25 protein-coding genes are annotated in these 24,378 nt (G+C 63.4%); 16 read left to right on the top strand and 9 right to left on the bottom strand.

The window, feature by feature from the left end; all coding sequences use genetic code 11:
- The first annotated feature begins 39 nt into the window (after window positions 1–39).
- The gene (locus WDU96_RS04620; RefSeq protein WP_337337311.1) at window positions 40–1,371 is read left to right on the top strand and encodes a ferredoxin reductase family protein; all 1,332 of its coding nucleotides are present in this window, start codon (window positions 40–42) and stop codon (window positions 1,369–1,371) included.
- A 171-nt stretch (window positions 1,372–1,542) separates the two neighbouring features.
- On the opposite strand, the gene WDU96_RS04615 is transcribed toward WDU96_RS04620, so the two are convergent.
- Window positions 1,543–1,839, bottom strand: a complete 297-nt coding sequence (locus tag WDU96_RS04615) for a hypothetical protein (RefSeq protein ID WP_337337310.1) — start codon at window positions 1,837–1,839, stop codon at window positions 1,543–1,545.
- A gap of 89 nt (window positions 1,840–1,928) precedes the next feature.
- On the bottom strand, window positions 1,929–2,222 hold the full coding sequence (locus WDU96_RS04610) for a GNAT family N-acetyltransferase (RefSeq protein ID WP_337337309.1): 294 nt from the start codon (window positions 2,220–2,222) through the stop codon (window positions 1,929–1,931).
- Window positions 2,223–2,682: 460 nt separating this feature from the next.
- On the opposite strand from WDU96_RS04610, the gene WDU96_RS04605 reads away from it, so the two are divergent.
- From WDU96_RS04605 to WDU96_RS04595, 3 genes are all read left to right on the top strand, one after another.
- Window positions 2,683–3,411: a winged helix-turn-helix domain-containing protein gene (locus WDU96_RS04605; RefSeq protein WP_337337308.1), complete on the top strand. Its 729-nt coding sequence runs from the start codon at window positions 2,683–2,685 to the stop codon at window positions 3,409–3,411.
- A gap of 72 nt (window positions 3,412–3,483) precedes the next feature.
- Window positions 3,484–4,455 (top strand): DNA-3-methyladenine glycosylase family protein, encoded by a 972-nt coding sequence (locus WDU96_RS04600; protein WP_337337307.1) that lies wholly within the window; start codon window positions 3,484–3,486, stop codon window positions 4,453–4,455.
- Between the two features lie 61 nt (window positions 4,456–4,516).
- A complete protein-coding gene (locus WDU96_RS04595; protein ID WP_337337306.1) occupies window positions 4,517–4,900 on the top strand; it encodes a SpoIIAA family protein in 384 nt (127 codons plus the stop codon).
- Window positions 4,901–4,906: 6 nt separating this feature from the next.
- Here the strand turns inward: WDU96_RS04595 and WDU96_RS04590 are convergent, their stop codons facing one another.
- On the bottom strand, window positions 4,907–5,818 hold the full coding sequence (locus WDU96_RS04590; protein ID WP_337337305.1) for an aldo/keto reductase: 912 nt from the start codon (window positions 5,816–5,818) through the stop codon (window positions 4,907–4,909).
- A 76-nt stretch (window positions 5,819–5,894) separates the two neighbouring features.
- On the opposite strand from WDU96_RS04590, the gene WDU96_RS04585 reads away from it, so the two are divergent.
- The 6 genes from WDU96_RS04585 to WDU96_RS04560 all read left to right on the top strand — a co-directional run bounded on the left by WDU96_RS04585 (window position 5,895) and on the right by WDU96_RS04560 (window position 10,815).
- On the top strand, window positions 5,895–6,122 hold the full coding sequence (locus WDU96_RS04585) for a hypothetical protein (RefSeq protein ID WP_337337304.1): 228 nt from the start codon (window positions 5,895–5,897) through the stop codon (window positions 6,120–6,122).
- Between the two features lie 76 nt (window positions 6,123–6,198).
- Window positions 6,199–7,230, top strand: coding sequence for a siderophore ABC transporter substrate-binding protein (locus WDU96_RS04580; RefSeq protein ID WP_337337303.1), 1,032 nt, complete (start codon window positions 6,199–6,201; stop codon window positions 7,228–7,230).
- 40 nt (window positions 7,231–7,270) lie between these two features.
- Window positions 7,271–8,275: an ABC transporter permease gene (locus WDU96_RS04575; RefSeq protein WP_474199785.1), complete on the top strand. Its 1,005-nt coding sequence runs from the start codon at window positions 7,271–7,273 to the stop codon at window positions 8,273–8,275.
- Window positions 8,272–9,264: an iron chelate uptake ABC transporter family permease subunit gene (locus tag WDU96_RS04570; RefSeq protein ID WP_337337301.1), complete on the top strand. Its 993-nt coding sequence runs from the start codon at window positions 8,272–8,274 to the stop codon at window positions 9,262–9,264. The genes WDU96_RS04575 and WDU96_RS04570 overlap by 4 nt, the downstream gene beginning before the upstream one ends.
- The gene (locus tag WDU96_RS04565; RefSeq protein WP_337337300.1) at window positions 9,264–10,016 is read left to right on the top strand and encodes an iron ABC transporter ATP-binding protein; all 753 of its coding nucleotides are present in this window, start codon (window positions 9,264–9,266) and stop codon (window positions 10,014–10,016) included. The genes WDU96_RS04570 and WDU96_RS04565 overlap by 1 nt, the downstream gene beginning before the upstream one ends.
- A 28-nt stretch (window positions 10,017–10,044) precedes the next feature.
- A complete protein-coding gene (locus WDU96_RS04560) occupies window positions 10,045–10,815 on the top strand; it encodes a siderophore-interacting protein (RefSeq protein WP_337337299.1) in 771 nt (256 codons plus the stop codon).
- 14 nt (window positions 10,816–10,829) lie between these two features.
- Here WDU96_RS04560 and WDU96_RS04555 read toward each other — a convergent pair whose 3' ends face one another.
- A complete protein-coding gene (locus WDU96_RS04555; protein WP_337337298.1) occupies window positions 10,830–11,663 on the bottom strand; it encodes an aldo/keto reductase in 834 nt (277 codons plus the stop codon).
- A gap of 61 nt (window positions 11,664–11,724) precedes the next feature.
- On the opposite strand from WDU96_RS04555, the gene WDU96_RS04550 reads away from it, so the two are divergent.
- The gene (locus tag WDU96_RS04550; RefSeq protein ID WP_337337297.1) at window positions 11,725–12,549 is read left to right on the top strand and encodes an esterase/lipase family protein; all 825 of its coding nucleotides are present in this window, start codon (window positions 11,725–11,727) and stop codon (window positions 12,547–12,549) included.
- Between the two features lie 9 nt (window positions 12,550–12,558).
- Here the strand turns inward: WDU96_RS04550 and WDU96_RS04545 are convergent, their stop codons facing one another.
- The 3 genes from WDU96_RS04545 to WDU96_RS04535 form a co-directional block, all read right to left on the bottom strand.
- Window positions 12,559–14,070, bottom strand: a complete 1,512-nt coding sequence (locus WDU96_RS04545) for a SulP family inorganic anion transporter (RefSeq protein WP_337337296.1) — start codon at window positions 14,068–14,070, stop codon at window positions 12,559–12,561.
- Between the two features lie 119 nt (window positions 14,071–14,189).
- Entirely contained in the window at window positions 14,190–15,845 is a 1,656-nt protein-coding gene (locus WDU96_RS04540) for an ABC1 kinase family protein (RefSeq protein ID WP_337337649.1), read from the bottom strand.
- Between the two features lie 77 nt (window positions 15,846–15,922).
- Complete coding sequence (locus WDU96_RS04535) at window positions 15,923–16,501, bottom strand: PadR family transcriptional regulator (RefSeq protein ID WP_337337295.1); 579 nt, start codon at window positions 16,499–16,501, stop codon at window positions 15,923–15,925.
- A 200-nt stretch (window positions 16,502–16,701) separates the two neighbouring features.
- Between WDU96_RS04535 and WDU96_RS04530 the strand changes: the two genes are divergently transcribed.
- Genes WDU96_RS04530 through WDU96_RS04520 form a run of 3 tightly spaced genes read left to right on the top strand, consistent with a single transcriptional unit; the run spans window position 16,702 to window position 19,903 of the window.
- A complete protein-coding gene (locus tag WDU96_RS04530) occupies window positions 16,702–18,546 on the top strand; it encodes an AMP-dependent synthetase/ligase (protein ID WP_337337294.1) in 1,845 nt (614 codons plus the stop codon).
- 21 nt (window positions 18,547–18,567) lie between these two features.
- Window positions 18,568–19,446 (top strand): DUF1295 domain-containing protein, encoded by an 879-nt coding sequence (locus tag WDU96_RS04525; protein ID WP_337337293.1) that lies wholly within the window; start codon window positions 18,568–18,570, stop codon window positions 19,444–19,446.
- A gap of 31 nt (window positions 19,447–19,477) precedes the next feature.
- Window positions 19,478–19,903: a hypothetical protein gene (locus WDU96_RS04520; protein WP_337337292.1), complete on the top strand. Its 426-nt coding sequence runs from the start codon at window positions 19,478–19,480 to the stop codon at window positions 19,901–19,903.
- Window positions 19,904–19,952: 49 nt separating this feature from the next.
- Here WDU96_RS04520 and WDU96_RS04515 read toward each other — a convergent pair whose 3' ends face one another.
- Both WDU96_RS04515 and WDU96_RS04510 read right to left on the bottom strand, forming a co-directional pair.
- Window positions 19,953–21,674, bottom strand: a complete 1,722-nt coding sequence (locus WDU96_RS04515; protein WP_337337648.1) for an FAD-dependent oxidoreductase — start codon at window positions 21,672–21,674, stop codon at window positions 19,953–19,955.
- A 208-nt stretch (window positions 21,675–21,882) separates the two neighbouring features.
- Window positions 21,883–22,545, bottom strand: coding sequence for an amino acid deaminase (locus WDU96_RS04510; protein WP_337337291.1), 663 nt, complete (start codon window positions 22,543–22,545; stop codon window positions 21,883–21,885).
- 97 nt (window positions 22,546–22,642) lie between these two features.
- Here WDU96_RS04510 and WDU96_RS04505 point away from each other — a divergent pair, with 97 nt between their 5' ends.
- Window positions 22,643–23,347, top strand: a complete 705-nt coding sequence (locus WDU96_RS04505; RefSeq protein ID WP_337337290.1) for an HAD family hydrolase — start codon at window positions 22,643–22,645, stop codon at window positions 23,345–23,347.
- A 2-nt stretch (window positions 23,348–23,349) separates the two neighbouring features.
- Window positions 23,350–24,360, top strand: a complete 1,011-nt coding sequence (gene phnD / locus WDU96_RS04500) for a phosphate/phosphite/phosphonate ABC transporter substrate-binding protein (protein WP_337337289.1) — start codon at window positions 23,350–23,352, stop codon at window positions 24,358–24,360.
- The last annotated feature ends 18 nt before the right edge of the window (window positions 24,361–24,378 follow it).

Here is a 24,378-nt window from a genome sequence, read left to right as displayed (position 1 = left end):
CGACAAACACTTGATCGACGCTCACCCTGGGGAGGTGCCATGCACCACCCTGTTCGCGCCGCCCTGTGGGTGCTTGCATATCTGCTGATCGCGCTTGCTCCGCTTGCGCTGAGTCTGATCCAACTCGATCCGGGACGAGGGTTCTGGGTGAACCTCTCGGTGGCAGCCGGGTTCGTCGGACTATCCCTGATGGGACTGCAGTTTGTGATCGCTGCGCGAAGCGTGCACGTGACCGGGCTTTTTGGACCCGACGTGTTGTTGCGCGTCCATCGCCAGATAACCGCCCTGATAGCCGTGCTGATCTTCGCTCACCCGATCATCCTCTTCGTATGGGATGCCAGATTCCTTGCCCTGCTCAATCCGTTCACGTCTCCCCCACGAGCAAAGTTCGCGGTCGCCTCGGTCGTACTGCTCAGCATCCTGATCATCACCTCGGTGTGGCGCCGTCGCCTCAAGATTCCCTACCAGACCTGGCAGGTTCTGCATTCTGTTCTCGCCGTCTTGGTCGTTGTGACCGGAGTAGCGCATGTGTTGCTCATCGGCTACTACGTCAGCGAACCGTGGGAGCGCGCGCTGTGGGTCGTGTACTCGGCGGTGTTCATCTGGATCGGTCTTTGGGTTCGCGTGATACGCCCGCTGTCGCGATGGCGGCGCAGGTGGCGAGTGGTGCACGTGCGACCACAGCCGTTGGGGTCACACACCGTGCGTCTGGAGCCGGTGTCGTCGGACTCTTACGGCCGTCAAGGCTTCTCGTTCTCGGCAGGGCAATACGCATGGATTCAAACCGGGCGCAACCCGTTCTCGATCAACTACCACCCGTTCTCGTTTTCTTCGAGCGCCGAGAACCCACAGAGCGTGGAGTTCACGATCAAGACGGAACACGGATTCACTGCCCGGGTGGGCGAGCTCGAACCCGGCGCGATCGTGTATCTGGATGGCCCATGGGGTCAGCTCACGATGGACGACAACGAGGGCCCAGGCTTCGTATTCATCGCGGCAGGGGTGGGGGTCACCCCCATGCTGAGCATGCTCACGACGATGGCAGATCGCGGCGACCATCGGCCGTGCTGGCTCATTCTCGGCAATCGCAACGAGAGCGAAGTGATCTGCAGCGCGGAGGTCAACCAATTGAATGAGCGCATGGCCAATCTCACCGTCGTGCAGACCATCAGCCAGCCGGGCACAAATTGGAACGGACGCGCCGGTCGCATTAGCCGCGAGCTGCTCGACGAAGTGCTCCCAGAGAACCGGGCGCGCATGCAGTACTTCATGTGCGCGGCAGGGCCCGTGATGGACACTGCGCAATCAGCACTCGTTGAATTGGGCGTTCCAGTTGCGCGCATTCACAGTGAACGATTTGCGATGGCGTGAAGCGCGAGGAGGAGCAACGATGAGAGAGACGATGGTGACCCGGTTTGTCGGGTCGTTCTCGGCGATTGTTGTCTTGGCGTGCGTGGGGTGGGCGCTCCTAGCGCAGAGCGCGGTTCCCGATGCATGCAGCTATCCGACGGCCCCGCCCAATTCGCAGTACATCCACTGCGACTAGCCAGAAATGTCGGCTGCGTATCCAGCGACCTCATCTTCTGACACTTGCACGCCCGCTTGCTCGAAGCGTTGCGCCAGCACCTCCGCTATGCGACCGGCGGACTCGCCACCGAAATCAGCCCGGGTCTGCGCGAGGATCCCGGCGACTTTCTCATCGCCCGAGGCGTTGTTCTGGTCCATAGCCGGCAGCGTCTGATTCGCGCCCGCTCCGAGACCGTGGTCCGCACGCTGGGCTGCGCCTGCGTCAAGGCTTTGCCGACCTTCATCTTGCCCGTGGTGATTTGTGTCGCTCACTGCGATCCCCTCATTCGTGATGCATCCACTCTCCTCGCTCGAGGTCGGCGTCGCGAACGGCTTGACAGTGAGGGCGATGCGGCCTATGTCTAACCGCGCCCCTGCAGAATTCCCGCCCGGCCAGGGTGCGCAGCAAACCAATCAGCGACGTACCAGCACACCGGGCTGACTTTTCGTTCACCCGCGTCCTCGAGTTCGGCGACCGCTCGATCGACAATTTCTCCCGCGTAGCCGTGGCCTCGGAAAGTTGGCACCGTGTATGCGCGCGTCAAGGCGACGATCTTGCCGTCATCGCGATAGTCGAGCGCACTGACGAGGTCGTCACCTCGGTGAAGGGTGTAGCGGGAGGAGTCCGGTTCGTGAGCAAATCGCAGGTCAACCATGTGGTCAGGCTACGCCCGATGAGTGCGAGTCGGCCCGATGCGTCCGCGCGTCGCGCAGTTGCTTACACCGGCGTCGTCGTAACAATCCCATCTGGGCCTCACCGACGTGGTAGTGATTTGACGTATGGCGACGCACTGCGTCATAATCGGCCACATGACTGACAACGCACGCGTACTGTCCGCCTGGGAGGCGAACGGAGCTGCCGGCATGATGATGGCCGGCCGCGGTGCTACTTGTTGTCGAATGTGCCACTAGCACGGTGAACCTGCTGGACTCTGACGACGCCGTCACTCGCGTCATGTTCCCGAGTCCCCGAAGTGCCGCAGGCGCGCGTCGATCACGTGCGTCCGGTTGCTTCGCTTCCCGCCCCACGTTGGGCATCGCCTCACAGGGCAACAAGACTCGAACCCCTCATCTGTCGGCCTCGGCCAGGGTTCCTCTCCCGCTAGGACCATCATCATGTCAACCAACGCTCTCCTCGAACGACCGTCCACGACTCGCCACCTTCGCGCCGTGACCGCACCTACGCCCCAACTCGCGCCTGAGCCTGCAGCGGCAGCGCCGCCGCGCGCTGTTCCCACAGGAACGGCCCCGCGAGGCTTCGCCCTGTACGTCGGTCTCGATGAAGCCAAGGCAGCCGCGGCCGGTGTCAGCCTCGGAACTCTCGTCGATGCGATTCGGCGCACGATCGGCGAACTTGCCCCCGAAGCCGAAACCTACGCCACCGTGGCGCTTGCCCCCGCAGGTGCCGGCGGCCGCGATGTCGACGTGGTGCGCCTCGCGCTGCACGAGCCCTCAGCGGTTGCCCGCACCAAGCCCGAAGAACCCATCGATGACGAACCCATCGATGGCGGCGTTGTCGTTGACATCTCACGCAAGCGCGTACTCATCGACGGCGACTCGGCTGCCTTCACCTTCAAAGAGTTCGAATTGCTGCAGTACCTCGTGCTGCGCGAAGGCCGCACCATCGAGCGCACCGAACTCGTGAACTCCCTCTGGCAGGGTGCAACCGAAGACGAAGCCCCTGGCGAACGCACGATCGACGTGCACGTGCGCAGATTGCGTGCCAAACTCGGCCGTTACGAAGACATCGTGCGCACCGTTCGCGGAGTCGGGTACCGATTCGACCGCCACGCCGATGTCATCATTCGCTACGGGCACGGCACACCGTCACCTGACCGCTTCTGATCGTCCGCGGCTGAACTCGCGGCCTTGCGAGCAGGTTCTTCCGTGTCGGAGGGGTCAGCATAGGGTGTGGGGATGAGCCTGGAAGCGCCCCCGCTAGCACGCGTCGCAGAGCGCGAAGCGTGGTCCGAGCGTCCGGTGCAGACCGAGTACCGTCCGCCGCACCCACTCGATCTGCGTCGCACAGTGCTCGCTCAGCGCCACGGCGCCGGAGATCCCACGTTCTGTGTGACGCCGAGTGTTATTTGGCACGCTTCGCGCACTCCCGAGGGCATCGCCACGCTCGCCCTTCGGGAAACCTCACGCGGTGTGATCCGGGCGGCCGCATGGGGGCCCGGCTCTGCGTGGGCGCTCGAGCAGATGCCGTCTCTGTGTGGACGCGACGACGACCCCAGTAGCTTCGACGCGGAGCAGCATCCGCTCATCGCTTCGGCGCACCACGACAACCCGGGTTTGAGAATCGGCCGCACCGACCTCGTCTTCGACGCGCTTGCGAGCGCGATCATCGAGCAGAAAGTCACCGGAATGCAAGCCTTCGGCGCCTGGAGGCACCTGGTGCGCGCATTCGGCACCCGTGCGCCCGGACCGACGCCTCGGCCGCTCTTCGCCACCCCCTCAATCGAGGAATGGCGCCATATTCCATCGTGGGCATGGCACCGGGCCGGACTCGAACCACCCCAGTCGAAGACCATCGTCCGCGCCGCTCGGCACGGCCGGGCACTGGTGCAGAGCATTCACAACGCCGTCGATGGCGAAGCCGTCGATCGAGTGCTGGTCAGCCAGCCCGGAATAGGACCTTGGACATCTGCCGAAACGCGAATCCGCGCACTCGGAGACGCCGACGCCGTCAGCGTGGGCGATTATCACCTCGCTCACCAGGTGGGTTTCGCGCTCACCGGAAGCCGGGTGGATGACGACGGGATGCTGCACCTGCTCGCCCGCTGGTCGGGGCAGCGCCAACGGGTGATCCGGCTCATCGGTGCGAGCGGAGTCATCGAACCCCGCAAGGGGCCGCGACTGCATCCCGAAGACCATCGAGCGCGCTGACGAACATCCCCCGATCGCGACACGGTGGCGCCACGCCGCCGACCAGGCCATGATGGGGCGCATGATTGAGACACTTTCAGACCTTCCGGACGGCGTCTTAGGATTCCGCGCAGTGGGCGAAATCAGTGCGTCAGATTACGAGGCGGTATTGGACCCGGCGATTGACGCCGCGCTTGAGGTTCGCGACCGCGTGAACATTGTGTTCGTCCTCGGTGATGAGTTTGAGCGCTACAGCCTTGGCGCAATGTGGCAGGACGCGGCCCTTGGCGGTAAGCCCCACAGCCGCTGGGGTCGCATCGCCCTCGTGACCAACCACTCGCTGATCGCCGAGATCGTGCATGGAGTCGCGTTCATGGTGCCCGCCGAGGTGAAGGTTTTTCCCCTCGAGGCGTTGGATAGTGCGACTCACTGGGCGGGCGGCGCCGCGGAGACCAAGCAGGCGTGAGCGCCTTCAGCGGTACTGGCTGTCGTCGATTGCGGCCGGGGCTGAACCGAGTGCGGCAATCGCTCCCCACACCTCGTCAGGCACTACCTCCGCGTGCAAGTCGTTGAGCTGCTGGAGCCGGCCGGGAGACACTACGCCGACGATTGTGCTGTCGATATTCGCGTTGCGCAGCGAGAAGTGCAACGCGACCGCGGGCAGCGTGACCTCGTGCTCTGCGCAGACGTCAATTGCCTTCGCAACCCACGCTTGCAGCTCTTCGCTCGCAGGAGCGTAGTGATACTGCGAGCCCGGCCCCTTAGCGAGCAGACCTGAACCGAATGGTGCCGCGTTGAACACCGTGAGTCCCTGCTCTTTGGCGGCGGCAAACATCGAAGCTGCCGACTGGTCTACCAGGGTGTACCTGTTGTGACAAAGCACCGCGTCAAAGACCTGAGTCTGCAAATAGCGTTCGATCATCGGAACAGGCCCGGCAGCGATGCCAATCGCATCTACCTGGCCCGACTCCCTCAGTTCGATGAGGGCCTCCAGTGCACCGCGACGGCCGACCGCTTCCTCAAACGACACGGAGTACGGGTCGTGAAAGTGCAGCAGCGGCAAGCGGTCGACACCCAGTTTGGCCTTCGTCTCGTCGAACGACCGCAATACCCGATCGCGGCCGAACGCTCCCGTCTCAGGGTCGCAATCAACCTTCGAGATCACGCGATAGCGCGACTCCTCTCCCACCTGCCGCAGCGCGCGGCCGATAACGGACTCACTGCGTCCGCCCGCATAGCTGTTCGACGTGTCGACGAAAGTGTGTTCGCTCGACAGCAGATCGACGGCAATGTGCACGGCGGCCGTTTCTTCAGCAGATCCCCGCAGGCTGTTGCGCCCCAGACCAGAAGTGCCGAGGGTGAGCGGGCTGACGTTCAGCGTCATATGCGATTCCGTTCTGTCGAGCAGGCCTGTCCACTCTACGGATGCTGATAGACCCGGTTCCCCCTATGCTGGCGTGATGGCTTCTACACGCAGCCGCGGCTGGACGCGCGGACACTCTGGATGGGCTGTCGGCACAGCTCTTATGTTCACGCTGGGCATCATCTTCGGTGCGATCTGGGGAAGCCTGCTGCTCGGCATCATCCTCGCTGCAGCTGTGTCGATCGGCTGGCTGATCGCCTATGAGTCGTGGCGCGGCAAGAACGTCGGTCTCGAAAATCGGGACGACGACGGCGCGCAAATCTGACGAACGTTCGCGTCGTCGTCAGCGGGCAGAGGGTAGCAAACTTTGCCTGAGTGCGAATTAGGTTAGGCTTACCTACATGCACACCAGAATTCGTTTCGCTGCGCCCCTCGCAGCGCTCAGCATTTCCGCCCTTGCACTCGCTGGCTGCTCGAGCTCAGACGACGCAGGCACTGCGGCACCTGAGACGACCGACGTCGTAGTTGTGGAAGACGCCAAGCCCACCCTCGTCTTCGTAGAAGAAGAGGGCGAGTCTTACTACGAAGAAGACACCGAGGTTGCACGTGACTCGGTAGAGGTCGTTGCCAACCCTGAGTCGGTCGTGACCTTCGATATCGCAACGCTCGATACGCTCGACGCGATCGGCGCCGGCGACTCGGTCGTGGGTATTCCCGACGTTGCTCTGCCCGACTACCTCGCCGCGTACGCCGATCTGCCGAAGGTCGGCACGCTCTTCGAACCGGACTTCGAAGCAGTTGCCGAGCTCGAGCCTGAACTGATCATCACCGCAGCCCGCAGCACCGGTCAGTATGACGAGCTCTCAGAGATCTCGACCACCATCGACCTCACGGGTGCCTATGCAGGAGCCTTCGTGCCCAGCGCCGGTCTCGAGCGCGCAGCACAGCTCGGCGAGATCTTCGGCGCCGAAGAAGAGGTCGCCGCCCTCAGCGCAGACATCGAAGAACTCGCCTCAACGATCCAGTCTGAGGCGAGTGGCACCGCCCTCGTGCTCAGCATCTCGGGCGGCGAGTACGGCGCGTTCGGTGAAGGCTCACGATTCGGATACTTCTACGACGAACTGGGATGGACACCGGCCGTCGTGTCAGCAGAGCTGCCGGGCGCCGAAGGCTCAGCCCACGGTGACACGGTTACAAACGAGTTCATCCTCACAGCCAACCCCGACTGGATCTTCGCCTTTGACCGCGGCGCAGCAACCGGTGAAGGCTCTTCGGCAGAAGAGACACTCGACAACGAGCTCGTCGCCGAGACGACCGCGGCTCAGCAAGGCCAGATCATCTACCTGCCCGCAAGCGAGTTGTACATCGTGATCAACGGTCTCACGGCCATCGACAACGTTCTCACCGCGGTGCACGAAGCGGCCATCAGCTGACCTGAATGATGGTTGACCGCCCCGAAGCGGGGAGCGCGCAATTCTGAGACGCGCCTCTCCCACGATTCTGATCGTCGCGGGGGTAGCCCTTGTGGCTGCCCTTGCGACGATCTCACTGTTCATCGGTGTCGCTGAACTCGATCCGTTCATTCTGTTTGCAAGCCGTGTGCCTCGTACCGTCGCGTTAGTGCTCGCGGGCTCCGCCTTCGCGATCACCGGCCTCATCATGCAGTTGCTTGTGCGCAACCGATTTGTTGAACCAGGCACCACGGGAGCAACGGATGCTGCCAGTCTCGCTTTGCTTGCGGTGCTGCTGGCCGTTCCCGGCCTGCCGATCGCTGGCAAAGCGGTGCTCGCCGCTGTCGGCGCGCTGATCGGCGTCGTCGGATTCTTATTGCTCGCGCGCCGAATTCCCGCCCGTTCAAGCGTGCTAGTGCCGATTGTCGGCATTCTCTACGCGGGTGTCATCGGGGCTGTGACGACTTTCATCGCCTACCGCGGCGACATGCTTCAAGAGCTGCTCAGCTGGGGAATCGGCGACTTCTCGAGCATCATGCGCGGGCGCTACGAGATTCTCTACTTCGCCGCTGCCGCAGCTCTCATCGCATGGATCGCCGCCGACCGCTTCACCGTCGCTGGGCTGGGCGACGACACCGCGCGCGGCCTCGGCCTTGAGACCCGCGCGGTGATGGGCCTGGGCGTGACGATCATCGCCGTCGTGACCGGCATTCTCATGGTCGTGACCGGGGTGCTGCCATTTCTCGGTTTGATCGCCCCCAACATCGTCAGCCGACTCATCGGCGACAACATGCGACGCGCGGTTCCGCTCGTCGCTCTCCTCGGCGCGGCCATCGTGCTGCTCTGCGACATCATCGGGCGCGTCGTGCGTTTTCCCTACGAGCTGCCGATCTCAGTCGTGATGGGTGTGCTGGGCGGCATCATCTTCCTCTGGCTGCTTCTGAGCACAGCGCGTCCCGTCGACGACGCCGCATCCGCACGACGCAAGCGCAAGAAAAAGCCGGCAACCACGGCGGTGACCCCGTGACCGCCGCATTCGTCGACGGCGCGCGACGCGCGGCCAGCCAGCTTCGCCACCCCACCGGGGCGCTCATCACACTCGGCGCCGTCGCGGTTGTGGTCATGGTGGTGTTCCTCTTCATAGATCTGCCCGGCAAATGGGAGTATGCGCTTGGACTGCGCAGTCGCACAGTCTTCGGTATGGTCATCGCGGCAACCGCTATCGGCGCGGCGACTGTGCTGTTTCAGACCATCACCGCGAACCGCATTCTCACCCCGGGAATCATGGGGTTCGATGCGGTGTTCCTGGCGATCCAGACGCTGGTTGCCTTCGCAATCGGTCCCGCCATTCTGGTTTCCGCTCCGCCGCTCGCCTCTTGGGGCGTCGAGCTGCTGCTGATGATGGGCTCAATCGTGCTGCTGTACTGGTGGCTGTTTCTGAAACGTCGACTCGATCTGCACGTCATCGTGCTGGCTGGTCTCGTGCTCGGCGTGCTGTTTCGATCGGTCACCGGGTTTCTGCAGCGGCTGCTTGACCCTGACACCTTCGCGATCGTGCAGAACCTCACGTTCGCCAGCTTCACCTCCATCGACCGCGAACTGCTCGGGCCCACAGCGATACTGGTCGCGGTGTCTCTGCTATCGCTGTGGCCGGTTCGGCGAGAACTCGACGTGCTTTCGCTCGGCGAAACCACCGCGATCTCGCTCGGCGTCGACCATCGCCGCGTCGTGATGCACGTGATCGTGGCGATCGCCGCCATGGTGGCAGCATCCACTGCCCTCGTGGGCCCGGTGACGTTCTTCGGCTTGATCGTGGCGAACCTCGCCTACGGCGCCGTCGGGCACCGTCATCTACGCAGCATCCCCGCGGCTACTGCGATCGGCGTGATCACCCTGGTCGGCGGGCAGCTGATCCTTTCGCGCATTCTGGGCTTCGGCACTGAGTTACCGATTGTCATTGAGTTTGTCGGTGGCATCTTCTTCATCGTTCTCGTACTTTCTGGAAAGGCTCGCTGATGATCAGCACCGACTCGGTGGTCAAACGCCATGGCGCGCTCGTTGCCGTCGACGATGTGTCGGTTGACATTCGGCCTGGCGTCACGGCGATAATCGGCCCCAATGGTGCGGGCAAGTCGACCTTGCTCGCCGCGATCGGGCGACTTGTCGGCACCGACGCAGGCGATATCACCGTTGACGGCCTCGACGTGCTGACAACAAAGTCACGCGTGCTCGCCCAGCGGCTCGCCATCTTGCGTCAAGACAACCATCTCGCCATCCGGCTCAGCGTGGAGGATCTCGTCGCCTACGGCCGCTTTCCGCACGGCGGGTCAGGGCGCACGCCAGATGACCGAGCCCACGTAGACGCCGCAATCGAACTGCTCGATATCGGCAGCGTGCGCAACCGTTTTCTCGATGAACTGTCGGGCGGTCAGCGGCAGCGTGCTTTCGTGGCCATGGCGCTCGCGCAAGACACTGATCATCTGCTTCTCGATGAGCCCCTCAATAACCTCGACCCGCGTCACTGCGTCGCCCTCATGAAACTCGTTCGGCGGCTCGCCGATGAGCGTGGAATGACCGTGGTCGTGGTCTTGCACGACATCAATGTCGCTGCCCAATATGCAGACGACATCATCGCAATGCGCAACGGCAGTGTCGTGCACCATGGCCCGGTCGCCGAGGTTGTCACTGCCCAACATCTGACCGCCCTCTACGAAACCCCCGCACGAGTCGCCGAGATCGACGGTCGACCGATCGTGCTGTGGGGATAGCCCCCTTCACCGATACCAGGACGCCACCATGACTTCATCCGCTTTCACCTTCGCCATGCACGGGTTCGATCTGCGCTTTCGCAAGGTCGCCCTCGTGCACCGTGAATGGCTCACCGACAGCTACGTGCGCGTGCGCCTGCAAGGCGATCAGCTGCGAGGATTCGATTCGCGAGGCTCTGACGATCACGTGCGCGTCTTCTTTCCTGACGGCGACCCCGAGACGGTCGATGAGCTGCGCGCCGCGCCCAGTCGTGAATACACCCCGCTGTTCTGGGGCGATGACTGGCTCGAACTCGAGTTCGCTGTGCACAGCGGCGCTGGCATCGGCGGTCCGTGGGCCGCGACAGCGCAGCTGGGCTCGATCGCGGGCGTGGGCGGGCCTCGAGGCTCGAAGGTGCTCGAAGGCCAGCCCGACGCGTGGTTTCTCGCCGGTGACGAAACAGCGGTTCCCGCCATTCGGCGGTTCGTGCAGCTCATGCCTGCCACCGCGACCGGTCACATTCTTGTCGAGGTGCCCGACGCCTCGCGCGAGCTGTCGATAGACGTTCCCGTCGGAGTCACCGTGCGGCAGGTGCATAGAGGCGACGCGGCGCCGAGCGCACCCCTGATCGCACGCCTGGAGGAACTCACCGCAGCGGACCGACCGAACAACGCGGTGCTTGGCTTCATCGCTGCCGAGCAGTCTGTCGTCAAGCCCGGCCGAGCGCTCCTCTTGGATCGATGGGGACTCGATGCTGATTCCGTGATCGTCAAGGGCTATTGGAAGCGCGGCGATATCGAGTACCACGCTCCGCACTGACCTCTTAGCGCGGGCTACATCTCTTCGTGGGTGAGCGGGTCACCGTCCCACAGACGCCCACGCTCAAGAGCAGAGATCGCGGCTACCTGATCGTCGGTCAGCGAGAAGGTGAATAGGTCGGCGTTCTCTCGCTGTCGGTCAGGGTCGCTCGACTTGGGTATCGCCGTGCTGTCGAGCTGCACGTGCCAGCGCAGCACGAGCTGCGTGGGTGTCACCGCATGCACTACCGCGAGTTCCTGAATCAGCTGCTCGGTGAGAAGCTCGGTACGACGTGCCAACGGGCTCCAGCTCTCAGTGCGAATACCGTGCTCCGCATGAAAAGCGCGCAGTGCTGCCTGCGGAAAATAGGGGTGAAGCTCCACTTGATTGACCGCCGGGACCACCCCGGTCGCGTCGATCAACTCACTGAGCATCGCCTCGGTGAAGTTGGAGACCCCAATCGAGCGAACCAAGCCTCGTTCGCGGGCATCGATGAGTCCTCGCCAGGTATCGACATATTTTCCGACGCTCGGGTTCGGCCAGTGGATCAATTCGAGATCAAGATAGTCAAGCCGCATCGCACGCAACGAGCTCTCGACGCTCGCGACCGCTTCAGCCCGACCATGACTGCGGCCGGGAACCTTCGATGCAACGAGCAGATCATCGCGTGCAACTGATGAACCGCGCACGGCCTCGCCGACCTCGGCTTCGTTTTCATAGTTGACCGCCGAATCAAGCAGACGATAGCCGGCATCAACCGCTGTCTGAATCGCGGCTGTTCCCTCTGCACCGCGCAGGTTGTAGGTACCGAGGCCAAGTTCTGGGAATGAGAAACCGTCGTTCAACGTCACGGCAGGAATATGCGTCATGACTCCATCCTGCCCGCAAGGTGAAGTATGGCGAATGAATAAACACTCATAGACTCCCCCCATGACCTCGGCGCACGAACCTTCCGACGTCGACAGACCCAAAGCGTCAGTTCTCGACCGAGCAAGATGGTGGGCCGCCGACTACGGCTATGCGCTGCGGCGTCAGCTCGCCATCTTGTCACCGCCATGGTCGCTCGGCCGCCGAAGACGACCGCCGCGAGCGTGGCGGCGCGATTCATCTGCTTTGCCCGAGGTCGTGCTGGTTCCGGGCGTCTACGAGCACTGGACCTTTCTGCGCCCGCTGGGAGACGCACTCGCCAAGGCGGGCCATCGCGTTCGGGTGGTACACGGGCTCGGCATCAACCGGCGACCGATAGCCGCAACTGCCGCGTACTTGGGCGAACAGCTGACGACCCTGCCCGTGCACGATGCGGGGCGGGTTCTCGTCGCGCACAGCAAGGGCGGTCTGGTGGGCAAGCACCTGCTGATCAGTTCGGGCACCGCACACGAGGCGGCGGCAGAGGCAGCGGCCGGCGGCGACCCGGCCGAAGCTGCGGCCGACGCTGCGCCTGCGCTTGGCCTGCTGGGCATGGTCACGGTCTGCACACCGTTTCACGGGGTGCGCCTCGCGGGGCTCTTCCCTGATCCCAGCATCCGAGCGTTTTTGCCTGGCGACGAAACGATCGTTTCGCTGGGGCGCGACACATCGGTCAACGGACGAATCGTCTCAGTGTTCGGTCCTTTCGACCCACATATTCCTGAGGGAAGCGCCCTTGACGGAGCGACGAATGTTCTCGTACCAGCGCCAGGTCACTTTCGCGTTCTCAAGGCCCCAGCGACACACCAGGCGGTCGTCGAGGGCGTCGCGCACCTCGCTCAGCGCTGAATCGCGCGGCTACTCGCCGCCGCCGAGGTTGCCGCTGAGGCGCAGATGAAGAGCCTGGGTGGCTTCATTCATTCCCTCGATCAGCACATGCTTGCCGCGCTGCTCATACTTCGTGCTGATGGCGTCAAGTGCCGCGACCGTTGATGCGTCCCAAATGTGCGAGCGAGACATGTCGATGACGACACGGTCAGGGTCGGCGGTGTACTCGAACTGGGTCGTGAGGTCGTTGCTAGACGCGAAGAACAGCTCGCCCTCGACGGCATAGTGTGCGGTGTCTTCGGTCACGGTGCGGGTCACGTTGGTGAAGTGCGCAACACGGCGAGCAAAAAGCACCATCGCGGTGACGACACCCAGAGCTACGCCGATGGCGAGGTTGTGGGTCCAGACCGTGACGATGACGGTCACGAGCATGACACTCGTCTCACTCCACGGCATGCGCTTCAGCGTTGACGGGCGAATGCTGTGCCAGTCGAACGTTCCGACCGAGACCATGATCATTACGGCAACGAGCGCCGCCATCGGGATGATCGCGACGATATCGCCGAGGGCGACAACAAGAATAAGAAGGAAGACACCCGCGAGGAACGTCGAGATGCGGGTACGCGCTCCCGAGACCTTCACGTTGATCATCGTCTGTCCGATCATTGCGCAACCGCCCATTCCGCCGAATGCGCCCGACATGATGTTCGCCACACCCTGGCCCCACGCTTCGCGTGTCTTGTGAGAGTGAGTGTCGGTGATGTCGTCAACGAGCTTGGCGGTCAGCAACGATTCAATGAGCCCGACCAGGGCGATACCCAGGGCGAACGGGGCGATGATTGCAAGCATGTCGAAGGTGAGCGGAACATTCGGAATCAGCAGCTCAGGCAGGCTTTCAGGCAGCTCGCCTTGGTCGCCGACCGTCGGAACGTTCCACGCGAAAGCCACCGCTGCGACGGTGACAAGCACGATCGACACCAGGGGCGCTGGAATGACCTTGGTTACTCGCGGCAGCAGCACGATGATCACAAGGCCGACCACGACCATGGGATAAACCAGCCACGGCACGTCGACAAGTTGCGGCACCTGAGACATGAAGATGAGAATCGCGAGCGCGTTGACAAACCCCACCATCACGCTGCGAGGAATGAATCGCATGAGCTTCGCGACGCCGAGCACGGCCAGCACGATCTGCAGCAGGCCTCCCAGCAGCACCGCCGCAATGAGGTAGTCGACCCCATACTCGCGCGCCAGCGGCGCAACCACGAGAGCAATCGCGCCGGTGGCTGCTGTGATCATGGCGGGACGTCCGCCCACGAAAGCGATCGTGACAGCCATTACGAACGAAGAGAACAGCCCGACCCGTGGATCGACGCCCGCAATGATGGAGAACGCGATGGCCTCGGGAATCAGCGCGAGCGCGACGACAAGCCCTGCTAGCACCTCGCGGGTGAGCAGCCGTGGGCTCTTCAGCGCCTGGAGCACGGTCGGCTCGATGCGGTAGCGCGCCGCAGGATCTTTGGTTGGAATGACGGCAGTCATGGCACTCCGATGGATTCGGTTCGCACGTCACAGCGCACGCAAAGAAGGGGGTGGATGCTGCGGCTCAAGTGGCCACGGCACCTTCCACTCTAAACGGCGAGATGAAATCCTCCGATTTGTCAGTCGCGCGAACGCCGTCCGACCAGCCCGGCGAACATGGCGTGCAGCAGCGGCAGCACGGCGAGTGCCATGAGGACTGTTCCGAACACCGCATCACTCGAGCGCAAGAGCACTCCCGCGATCAGAAGCGCCATGAAGATGACCGCTGACACGATGCGACGGGCCGTGCGCTCAAGCGTTCGCAGGCGCCTCTCGGTGGCTGGCGCCTGCACCGCGAGCTGGCCACGCTCGGCCCGCGTCGCGAGCTCGTCCATGCGGCGTGGGAGTTGCGCCATGACCCCGGCGATCGATACGGCTTCCTTTGCAAAGCCCTTGACCGTCCCGGCGCCCTGTTGACGCATGAGGGAGTTGGCGAACGGCTCGACGGCCGTCCACATGTTGAAGGTGGGGTTGAGGGCGCTACACACTCCCGACACGAGCGAGATGGTGCGGATCACGAGCAAGAAGTTCTCGGGCAGTTGAAACGGAAGCTCACGAATCGTGTCACCGAATCGGTCAGCGAAGTCGACCATCTCGCGAGGGTCCACGTCTTGCAGCTCGGTCATCGCCATGCCGCCGAAGCGGTCGAACAGCTCGGTCATCGCGCGTTCAAGATCTACCGTGTCAGCGGCAGGCAGCAGCACGCCGATGCGCTGCATTCCTTCGACAAGGCCCTTGCCATCTCGTGCCACCACAGCAACAACCAGCCGCTGCAGGCCACGTCGGAGAGCATCGGGGATCTCGCCCATCATGCCGAAGTCAATGAATGTGAGGTCCCACTCATGCCCGGCTCCGTCAACAGCGCCCGCGCGCGGGGTGACGAAGATGTTGCCGGGGTGCGGGTCTGCGTGAAAGAAGCCAGCAACGAAGAGCTGTTCAAATGTCACCCGAGCCAGCTCATCAGCCACCTGTGCTGGATCAATCGCTGCCGCCCGAAGTCCGTCAATGTCGTTGATCTTGATCGCTGTGACATCTGACAGCGTGAGCACTCGCCGGGTGGTGCGCTCCCAACCGATCTGCGGGGTCGCCACTCGCGTCTCGCCTGCAAAGTCACTGGCGAACCGGTCAGCGTTCGAGGCTTCCTGCAGATAGTCGATCTCTTGCAGGCTGGTCGCGGCGAATTCTTCGACCACCGTGGGCATGTCGGCGTGATCCGAAACGATCCGAACTCGTGACAGCCACCGGGCGATCTTTCGAAGGGCGGCGAGATCGACTTCGACGATGGTTTCGATGCCCGGCCGTTGCACTTTGACGACCGCCGCTGTGAATCCGGCGTCGGCCGCGAGCACTGACGAGAGTTGCGCACGATGCACCTGCCCGAGCGAGGCGGCGGCGATCGGGCTCGGGTCCACCCACGCGTAGGCCAGCTCCAGCGGCATCCCTAGCTCTGACTCCGCAAGGGCACGGATGCTCTCGAAGTCGACGGCGGGCACTTCGTCTTGCAGTCCTTCTAGTTCGCTGGTGATCTCTGGCGGAAGAATATCGAGTCGCGACGACATGAACTGCCCGACCTTGATCATGAGCCCGCCGAGATCAACCGCGAGCGCGTGAAAGCGCCGCGCGAGGTGCTGCATGCGCGCGTTGCGCCCGCGCGCAGCGAGCGATGCCATACCGAAGCGCGGTAGAACGAGTTCAAACCACCACGCTTGCAGCATGAAACGCGCGGCAAACCTCATGATCCGCCGGTATCGCACCCGCGCTCGACGGGGCGTGATTTCAGCGAGCGCGTGACCTCGGCCGGATGTCGGCACGCTCAGTCCTCGGCGAGGATGGAGTACATCTTGCGTCGCGCCTCGTCGATCACGGCAACCGCACGCTCGACCTGATCGGGTGTGCCGCCGCGTGACACCTGCACGATCGCCTGGGCGAGCTTCGCGCCAGCTTTGGGCAGCGCCGTCGAGTTTTCTGAATGACGGAAGCTGGGGGTCTCCCATGGCAGTGAGCCATCTGCTGCTGCGGCCACCTCGCGACCGCTCTCGGTCAGCGAGTATGTCTTGCGTTCAGCAGTCTCTTCAGCGTGCACAAGCCCCTCGTCTGACAGCAGCTGCAACGTCGGATACACCGAGCCTGGGCTGGGCTTCCACGCGCCGCCGCTGCGCGACTCGATCTGCTGAATGATCTGGTAGCCGTGCATCGGCTCTTCCGAGAGCAGGGCGAGAATGGCCGTTCGAACGTCTCCGCGTCCCATTCGTGGGGTGGCCATGCGCACTCCCTGACCGAGAACGTCGCGGAGGCCCTCAAATGCCTCCCAGAGGCCGAAGCCCGCGTCTCCGTTGAAACCGCGTGGCCGTTGCGACCCACCGGGCTGATTGCTCGAAGTTGATTCGTTCATCATTTCCTCCTGCTCGCGTCGATGGCCGAATTCGGCCGACGATATATCTACCGATACTCAACGATACATCGCTCACTGCTCAGCGGGGTGATCTCGTCCGGTGCTTATCAGGTGCGCGCGCCGCCCCCAATCCGTTGAGCGATGGGCTACGAATGAAGAAGCACACGCGCCGATCGGCGTGCATGCGAAAGGAACACACGGTGCGGGACTCCGCTACAGCGCTCTTGGTCGACGTCAGCGACCACCGAAATGTCACTGACCTGCTCACCCGCCGGGCGCTCGCAGCACCTGATCACATCGCATTCGAGGTGCCGCCGCACAATGCCCTCGATTCAGCGTGGCGACAAGTCAGCACGCGAGAGTTTCACAACGAGGTACGCGCGCTCGCGAAGGGCCTTATTGCCACAGGAGTGCAGCCAGGCGACACCATAGCGATCATGGCACCGACCCGCTACGAATGGGCCGTCGCCGACCTCGCATCGTGGTTCGCCGGCGGTGTGGTTGTGCCAATCTATGACACCTCATCTGCTGCTCAAGTCGCGTCGATCGTGGCTGACGCTAGTGTGGTGCTCGCGATCGGCGGCAACAGCGCGCAGCTCGATCTGCTCGACGCCGCCTTCACTAAGACGGGCACCGGTGCGCTCGGCGCGTGGGCGATGGACGAAACATCCCCCGGCCAGCCGCGAGGCAGCATCGCTGACCTCGCCGCGCGCAGCGCCGAGATCAGCAACCGGCGGCTCGAAGCACGTCGAGCCCTCGCCGACCTCGACTCCCCCGCGACAATTGTCTACACCTCAGGCACGACGGGCGAGCCCAAGGGAGCGGTGCTCACGCACCGCAACTTTCTCGGGCAGGTGCTCAACATCGCTGCGGCCTATGGCGAAGTGGTGCATGCGGGCGGCAACACGATCATCTTCTTGCCGCTCGCACATGTGCTCGCTCGAGGCCTCCAGCTCATCTGCCTGGCGAGCGGCATGCGCATCGCTCACCTTTCGGATACGAGTGCCGTCGTGGGCACTCTTGCTGTACTGCGCCCAACCTTCATCGTGGTGGTTCCTCGCGTGCTGCAGAAGATCCAGGCCGCTGCCGCCACCAAAGCGGCAGACCGCGGTCTTTCGAAGGTATGGTCTGCCGCGGCAGACACCGCAGTGGCGTGGGGCGAGTTATGCGAACGGCGCGAAGCTGACAGCCACGCGTCGCCTCACCTGGGCCTGCGGCTTCGCCACGCGTTCTTCGACTACCTCTTCTACCGGCGTTTGCGCGACGTCATGGGCGGACGAGTGGACTACATCCTCTCGGGCGGCGCAGCACTCGACGCCTCGCTTTCTCAATTCTTCAGGGGTGTTTCGGTTCCAGTCATCGAGGGCTACGGCCTCACCGAAACGACCGCTCCGCTCACCGGCAATCTGCCGGGCAACATTCGCTCTGGCACGGTCGGGCCACCTCTGCCCGGAACGGCGATTCGCATCAGCGAGCAGGGCGAGGTGCTGGCCCGAGGCGTCGGTGTGTTCGCCGGCTATCGCAACCCTCGCCACAACAAAGACGCGTTCGTCGACGGCTACTTTCGCACGGGCGATCTCGGAAGCATCGATGCTCATGGGCGCCTGGTACTTGAGGGGCGGTTGAAAGACGTTATCGTGACGTCCAATGGCAAAACCATCGTTCCCACCCTGTGGGAGAGCGCCGTCGAATCAAGCCCACTCATTTCTCACGCGGTGATGGTGGGCGAAGGACGCTCGTATCTGTCGGCGCTATTGCTGCTCGATGCAGAAGAGACGGCAAAGTGGGCGGATGCTGCCGGAGTCGTGCTCGCTGCGCCCGATGCCACGATCCTCGATGAGGTTGCCGATGCTGGTCTGCGCAGACACATCCAAGCCGCCATCGACGCAGCCAATTCACTTGTCGCCCACAGCGAGCAAGTGCGCCGCTTCACACTGGTCGCCACAGACTTGGCTGACACGACGCTGGTGACACCCACGATGAAGATCAAGCGGAATGTGGTGCTGCAACGCGCAGCATCCGCCATTGAAAACCTCTACCGCTGACCGATCCTGAAAGAATACGCAATGGAATCTAAGAACCGCGCCTCACTGATCGCCGTCATCGTCGCCATCGTCCTGGGCGGCCTTGTCGCTTGGGCAGGAAGCCAGGGTGGTGCCACCGTCGGCGGCTTGCCGCTGTTCGCCCTGGCCGTCGCGGCAGCATTCGTCATTCAGGCGATCGTCTACGTTCCCTCGATGCTGGCCAAAACAGAGCGCTTCTTCGATTTGACCGGTAGCCTCACATTCATCAGCATCTCGATCGGATTGCTGCTGCTTGCTCCCGCACCTGATGCGCGCACCTGGATCTTGGCGGCGATGGTGATTGTATGGGCGGCGCGGCTCGGAACGTTCCTGTTCATGCGCATTCACAAGGCAGGATCTGACGATCGCTTCGACGAGTTCAAGAACTCACCGCTGGTGTTCTTGCGGGTGTGGATGCTGCAGGCGCTCTGGGTCAGCCTGACGGCCGCCGCCGCGTGGATTGCGATGAGCACGAGTGCGACAGCGCGGGAACCGATCGGTTGGCTCGCAATCGTTGGGGTCGCGGTGTGGCTGGTGGGTATCATCTTCGAGATCGTCGCAGATGCGCAAAAGTCCGCGTTCAAAGCCGATCCCGCAAACGAAGGCAGCTTCATTCGCAGTGGACTCTGGTCGCGTTCGCGCCACCCCAACTACTTCGGCGAGATTCTGCTGTGGATCGGAGTCGCCCTCGTGGCGGTTCCCGTGTTGAGCGGGTGGCAGTGGGTTGCCCTTATCTCGCCGCTGTTCGTCATCTTGCTCTTGACGAAAGTGAGCGGTATTCCGCTCCTCGAGGCGAAGGCCGACAAGCGCTGGGGCTCGAATGATGACTATGCCGCTTACAAGAAGCGCACGCCCGCGCTCATTCCGCGATTCTCTGCGTAGCGGAACGTCGCCGCTCGCATAGGATCGCGCCATGGAGATGGTCGCAGACGATGTTCGAGCATTCATCGACAGTTCGGATCGCAGCGACGATCTGCGCGTGCTCGACGAGATGATCCTCGCTGCTATGCCTGGGCTGAGTCGCACGCTCTGGCGGGGCAAAATGTGGGGCGGAACCGAGCAGCAGATCATCGGCTACGGAGTGATCCACCAGAAGCGTCCGAAAGGCGCCGACGTGGAGTGGTTTCTCGTCGGTCTTGCCGTGCAGAAGAGGCACTTGTCTGTCTACGTCAACGCCGCTGAAGGCAGTGCGTATCTCGTTCAGCAGCGATCTGCGTTGCTCGGCAACGTGAAAGTGGGCGCTGCTGCCGTAACGTTCGCGGCAGCATCCGATCTGAATCTCGAAGAGTTTCGAGACATGCTCACGCGGGCACGTGAACTGTCACCCGACGCCACATAGCCAACAGCGTCGGGGACAGCGCCATCTCGAGGCGATCAGCGCACGCAGATCACACCGGTTGCAACACCGCTTCGGTCTCGAGCAGCTCGCTCGCGCGATCGCCGAGCGTCGCACGCAGCGTGAGAATGCCGCCTGACAGCGATGCCGATTCCATTCCCGCCTGGGTGACCACGCGGTGGGCGATTGCCGAGCGCACGCCCGAGGCGCACATGACGCGCACGGGACGTCCGGCGGCATGTTCGCGAACCTCATCGATCCGCTCACGCAACTCAGTGTGGGGAATGTGCAGGGCCCCGGGAAGGTGGCCGGTCACCCACTCGTCGGCGCGACGCACATCGAGCACGAGAGCGCTGTCGAGCGCCTCGGTGAGGTCATCGGCGTACCAGAGCGCGAGCGTGCCGTTGAGCACGTTTTCGCCGACCATGCCCGTGAGATTGACAGCGTCTTTCGCCTGGCCGTATGGGGGCGAATATGCCAGATCAAGATCGATCAGCTCGTCGACCGTCATGCCCGCACGAATTGCGGTTGCCAGCACGTCGATGCGCTTGTCGACACCCTCGAGGCCGACCGCCTGGGCGCCGAGAATCAGGCCGCTTTCGGGAGCGATGTGCACGATCAGGTGCACCTGGGCGGCACCGGGAAAGTAGCCGGCGTGCTGGTTCGCGTGCAGGTGGAGCGTGCGAAACGCCACACCCGCGTCGACGAGTGCTCGACGGTTCGCGCCCGTGAGCGCTGCGGCGAGCGAGCCGACGCGCACGATGGCCGTGCCGACCGGCTGAGGAATCTCACGAGCGTGGTCTGGACGCAGAATGTCATCGGCGACCAGCCGGCCAGCGCGGTTCGCTGGCCCTGCGAGCGCCACGGGACGGCGAGCGCCGGTGACTTTGTCGACGCTGAGCGTGGCATCGCCAACCGCCCAAATGCCGGGAACGTTGGTGCGACCGTGGGAATCGACAATGATCGCGCCTCGCTCGCAGGCGACTCCGGCCTGCTCGAACACCGAGGTGTCAGGGCGCACTCCCACTGAAACGACGACCATGTCAGCATCCACCCTCGAACCATCGGCGAGAACGACGCTGTCGCTATCGATGCCTGGTTCGATGGATGCCGCCGCCACTCCGACGCGCAGGTCGATGCCGAGCTGCCGCAACTCCTCGGTAATCAGCCACGCGAGTTCGGGTTCCATCGGAGGCAACGGCTGGGGTGCAAGCTCAACGACCGTCACCTCGAGATTCTGAGCGGCGAGCGCTTCGGCTGCTTCGATTCCGATGAAGCCCGCGCCAAGCACGACCGCGCGACGCGCTCCGCCGGTGACCATGTCTCGAAGATCGGTGGCATCATTCACGGTGCGCAGCGTGCGCACGCGGGGCGAGTCGATTCCTGGCAGCGGCGGCACGAAGGCTGCAGCGCCCGGTGAGAGCACGAGCGCGTCGAAGCCAATGCTTTGCTGGCCGTCGGCGGTTTGCACCGTGACGGTCTTCTGCGACGCGTCGAGGCCGACGACGTCATGCCCAGGGCGCACATCGAGTGCGAGCGCGGCATGAAGTGATGCGGGGGTTTGCACGAGCAGCGCGGCAGGATCTTCGATCTCTCCCCCGACGAAGTAAGGCAGGCCGCAGTTTGCGAACGAGACATGCTCCCCGCGCTCGAGAACTATGATGTTCGCCGATTCGTCGAGGCGCCTGGCTCGAGCAGCGCAGCTCATCCCTCCCGCAACGCCGCCGACAACGACGATGGTCTTCGGCTGGGTCGTATCCAACAGGTCAGGCATTACCGTGCCCCTCGCAGCGCTGCTCGGCGGGAACGCCCGCCAGCGCTTCTTCAATGTGTTGGCCGCAGCCATCCCACGTTGCCTTGCCGCAGATCGGGCAGGTCACTCGCATGCACATGGTTGATCCTCTCGGGTTGCCTACACAGAATCTAGCATACCCTGGGGGGTATTTCACCTCGCGTCGACGATCGCCGCTTGAGAGAGCATTTCATCGCACGCCGTTCCAGCGCAGTCGCTGCGGCTCAGAATCCCACTCTGCAAGAACCGGATCGGCCGACGCCACCGGAAAGGCTGTGACGAGCAAACCATCGACCGAGTACACGAGCGCCCACTCCCCCGATTCCACTGCCCGCTCGAGGGCGAGCGTCGCACCACCGGCGTGGCGAACGCACTCGGCACGCGCCAGCACTGAGTGCGCCGCGTCGCCAACGCGCTCGAGCAGCGTGCGAGGCGAAGCCCACGGCACAAAGGCGTCTGCGGGCAACCCGCATGCGACCGCGAGGTGTCCGTCCATCCATCGGTCACGCTTCAGTCCGTAGGGCGTCTCTACCGTCGAGAGCAAGTACCCGTAGACGTGCAACACTCCCGCGTTACCCACGGGCCACTGTGCTTGCAGCTGGGCGCGATCGTGCAGGGCATCGAAGAGCTCTCGGCCGATCACCGCGGCGCCGACGTTCTCGTCGATAACGGTAGACGACCCCCACTCAGCGAAGCGCCGAGCTGCGACGTCCGCGTCAATCGCAGCACCCAGCCACGAGTGTTCGTCAAGCGCTGCTACGGCATCGCGCTCGGATTGATGGGCCGCAGCGTGCAGGGCGTCGATCACAAGCCACCAGCGTACGGGGCTGACAGTGGCACGGAGTTCACACACTGTTTACGCACCACGGCCATTCCGTCCACATTCACCAGCCACTATGGACGCAACGTCCACTCCGGGTTGGAAAGCAGCCCGGATGAGAAGGAGAGCCGTGAGCCCCACCATACTTTTCGACTTCGACGGCACCCTTGCCCTCGGTGATGGCCCCATCACCGCGTTCGCCCGCGAGATCTCGACTCGAGTAAACGACGCCGAGTTCATCGGCCGAGCGGATGCTGCACTGGCAGCATTCGAAAGCGGTGAGCACAGCTACCGCGACGGATACGACGCCGTGACAAGCGTCGCGGTGTCAGAAGGAATCGACCGTGACGTCATCGGCGCCTCGTACAACGCGTCGCGCGCCATTCTTGGATCCCACGGCGCAGCGGTGAGCCCACCCGCGGGTCTCGCCGAGTTCTTCGAGCGCATCGGCGACCAAGCGAACCTCGAACTGGCCACGAACGCACCCGGGAGTGGCGTCGTCGCAGTGCTGCAATCGTGGGGCGTAGCCGAAGTGTTCGACGCAATGCACTTCAGCGTTGGCAAGCCCGACGGGCTCGAGCCAGTGATCGCCACTGCACTTGATCGCGGCCCCGTACTTTCTATCGGCGACATCTTCGAGTTCGACCTCGCACCGGCCAGCCGTCTGGGCGCCGACACCGCACTGGTCGGAGCCACCGCATCACGTTCGACAGCTGCCACCACGATGCGTGGCGCTAGCCTGGCCGACCTCTACGACGAGATCATCGCCTGGGTCGCGACATCAACTTCTCTTTCCGCCATCCCGAACACCACGTCCACCGAAAGGTCCAACTGATTATGCGCAAGTCCCTGCTCATCGCGGGTGTCGCGGCTACCGCCGCCCTCACCCTCGCCGGCTGCAGCAGCAGCTCCGACACCGCGTCGACCGAAGAGGTCACCGAGTGGCCCGAGTCGATCACGATCTCGCTCGTGCCGTCGGTCGAGGGTGAAGACCTCGCCGAAGCACTCGACCCGCTGACGACCTACCTGTCTGACAACCTCGGCATCGAGGTCAACGGCGTGGTCGCTACCGACTACGCGGCCACGGTTGAGGCGCTCGGCGCCGACCAGGCCCAGGTCATCATCACCGACGCCGGATCGCTGTACAACGCCACCGAGCGCTACGACGCAGAACTGGTTCTTCGCGACGTGCGCTTCGGTGCCACCTCATACGCCTCGGTTGCCTTCACGAACAACCCAGACAAGTACTGCGCCGACGAGCCCGTGATGTCAACCTATGCGGCAAGTGACATCGAGCTGTCGTACTGCAACGGCATCGAAGCGGCCGGCGAGGCTGCCATGGGCCAGGGCGCAGCAGGCCTCGACTCATTGGCTGAGATCAGCGACGGAACCATGGTTGCCCTGCAAGCAGCAACGTCACCTGCCGGTTACCAGTACCCCGTCGTGGCAATGCGCGAAGCGGGCATCGACACCGACGCAGGCATCACGCAGGTTCCCGTCGAGGGCAACAACAACGCGGTTCTTGCGGTCTACAACGACGACGCTGAAATCGGGTTCGCCTACTGGGATGCCCGCACCACGGTCACCGAAGAGGCACCTGACATCGCCGACAAGGTTGTGGCTTTCGCCTACACCGACATGATCCCCAACGGTGGCGTGGCTGTCTCGAACACGCTGCCCGCTGACCTCGTGACCGACCTTACCGAGCTGATGGATGGCTACGCCGATTCGTCTGAGGAGGCAGCGAGCGTCATGTTCGACCTCGTTGGCCTGTCGGACTGGACCAGCGAAACCGCTGAAGACGAGATCGCTCGCTACGGCGAGATCCTCGCTCAGTTCTCGAACTGAACAACTCACTGAAAGAGT

Origin of the sequence: Microbacterium marmarense, from assembly GCF_037204165.1 — a bacterium.
GTDB lineage: Bacteria > Actinomycetota > Actinomycetes > Actinomycetales > Microbacteriaceae > Microbacterium > Microbacterium marmarense.
The sequence above is the reverse complement of the archived record's forward strand: the minus strand, read 5'-3'. Positions and strand labels throughout refer to the sequence as shown.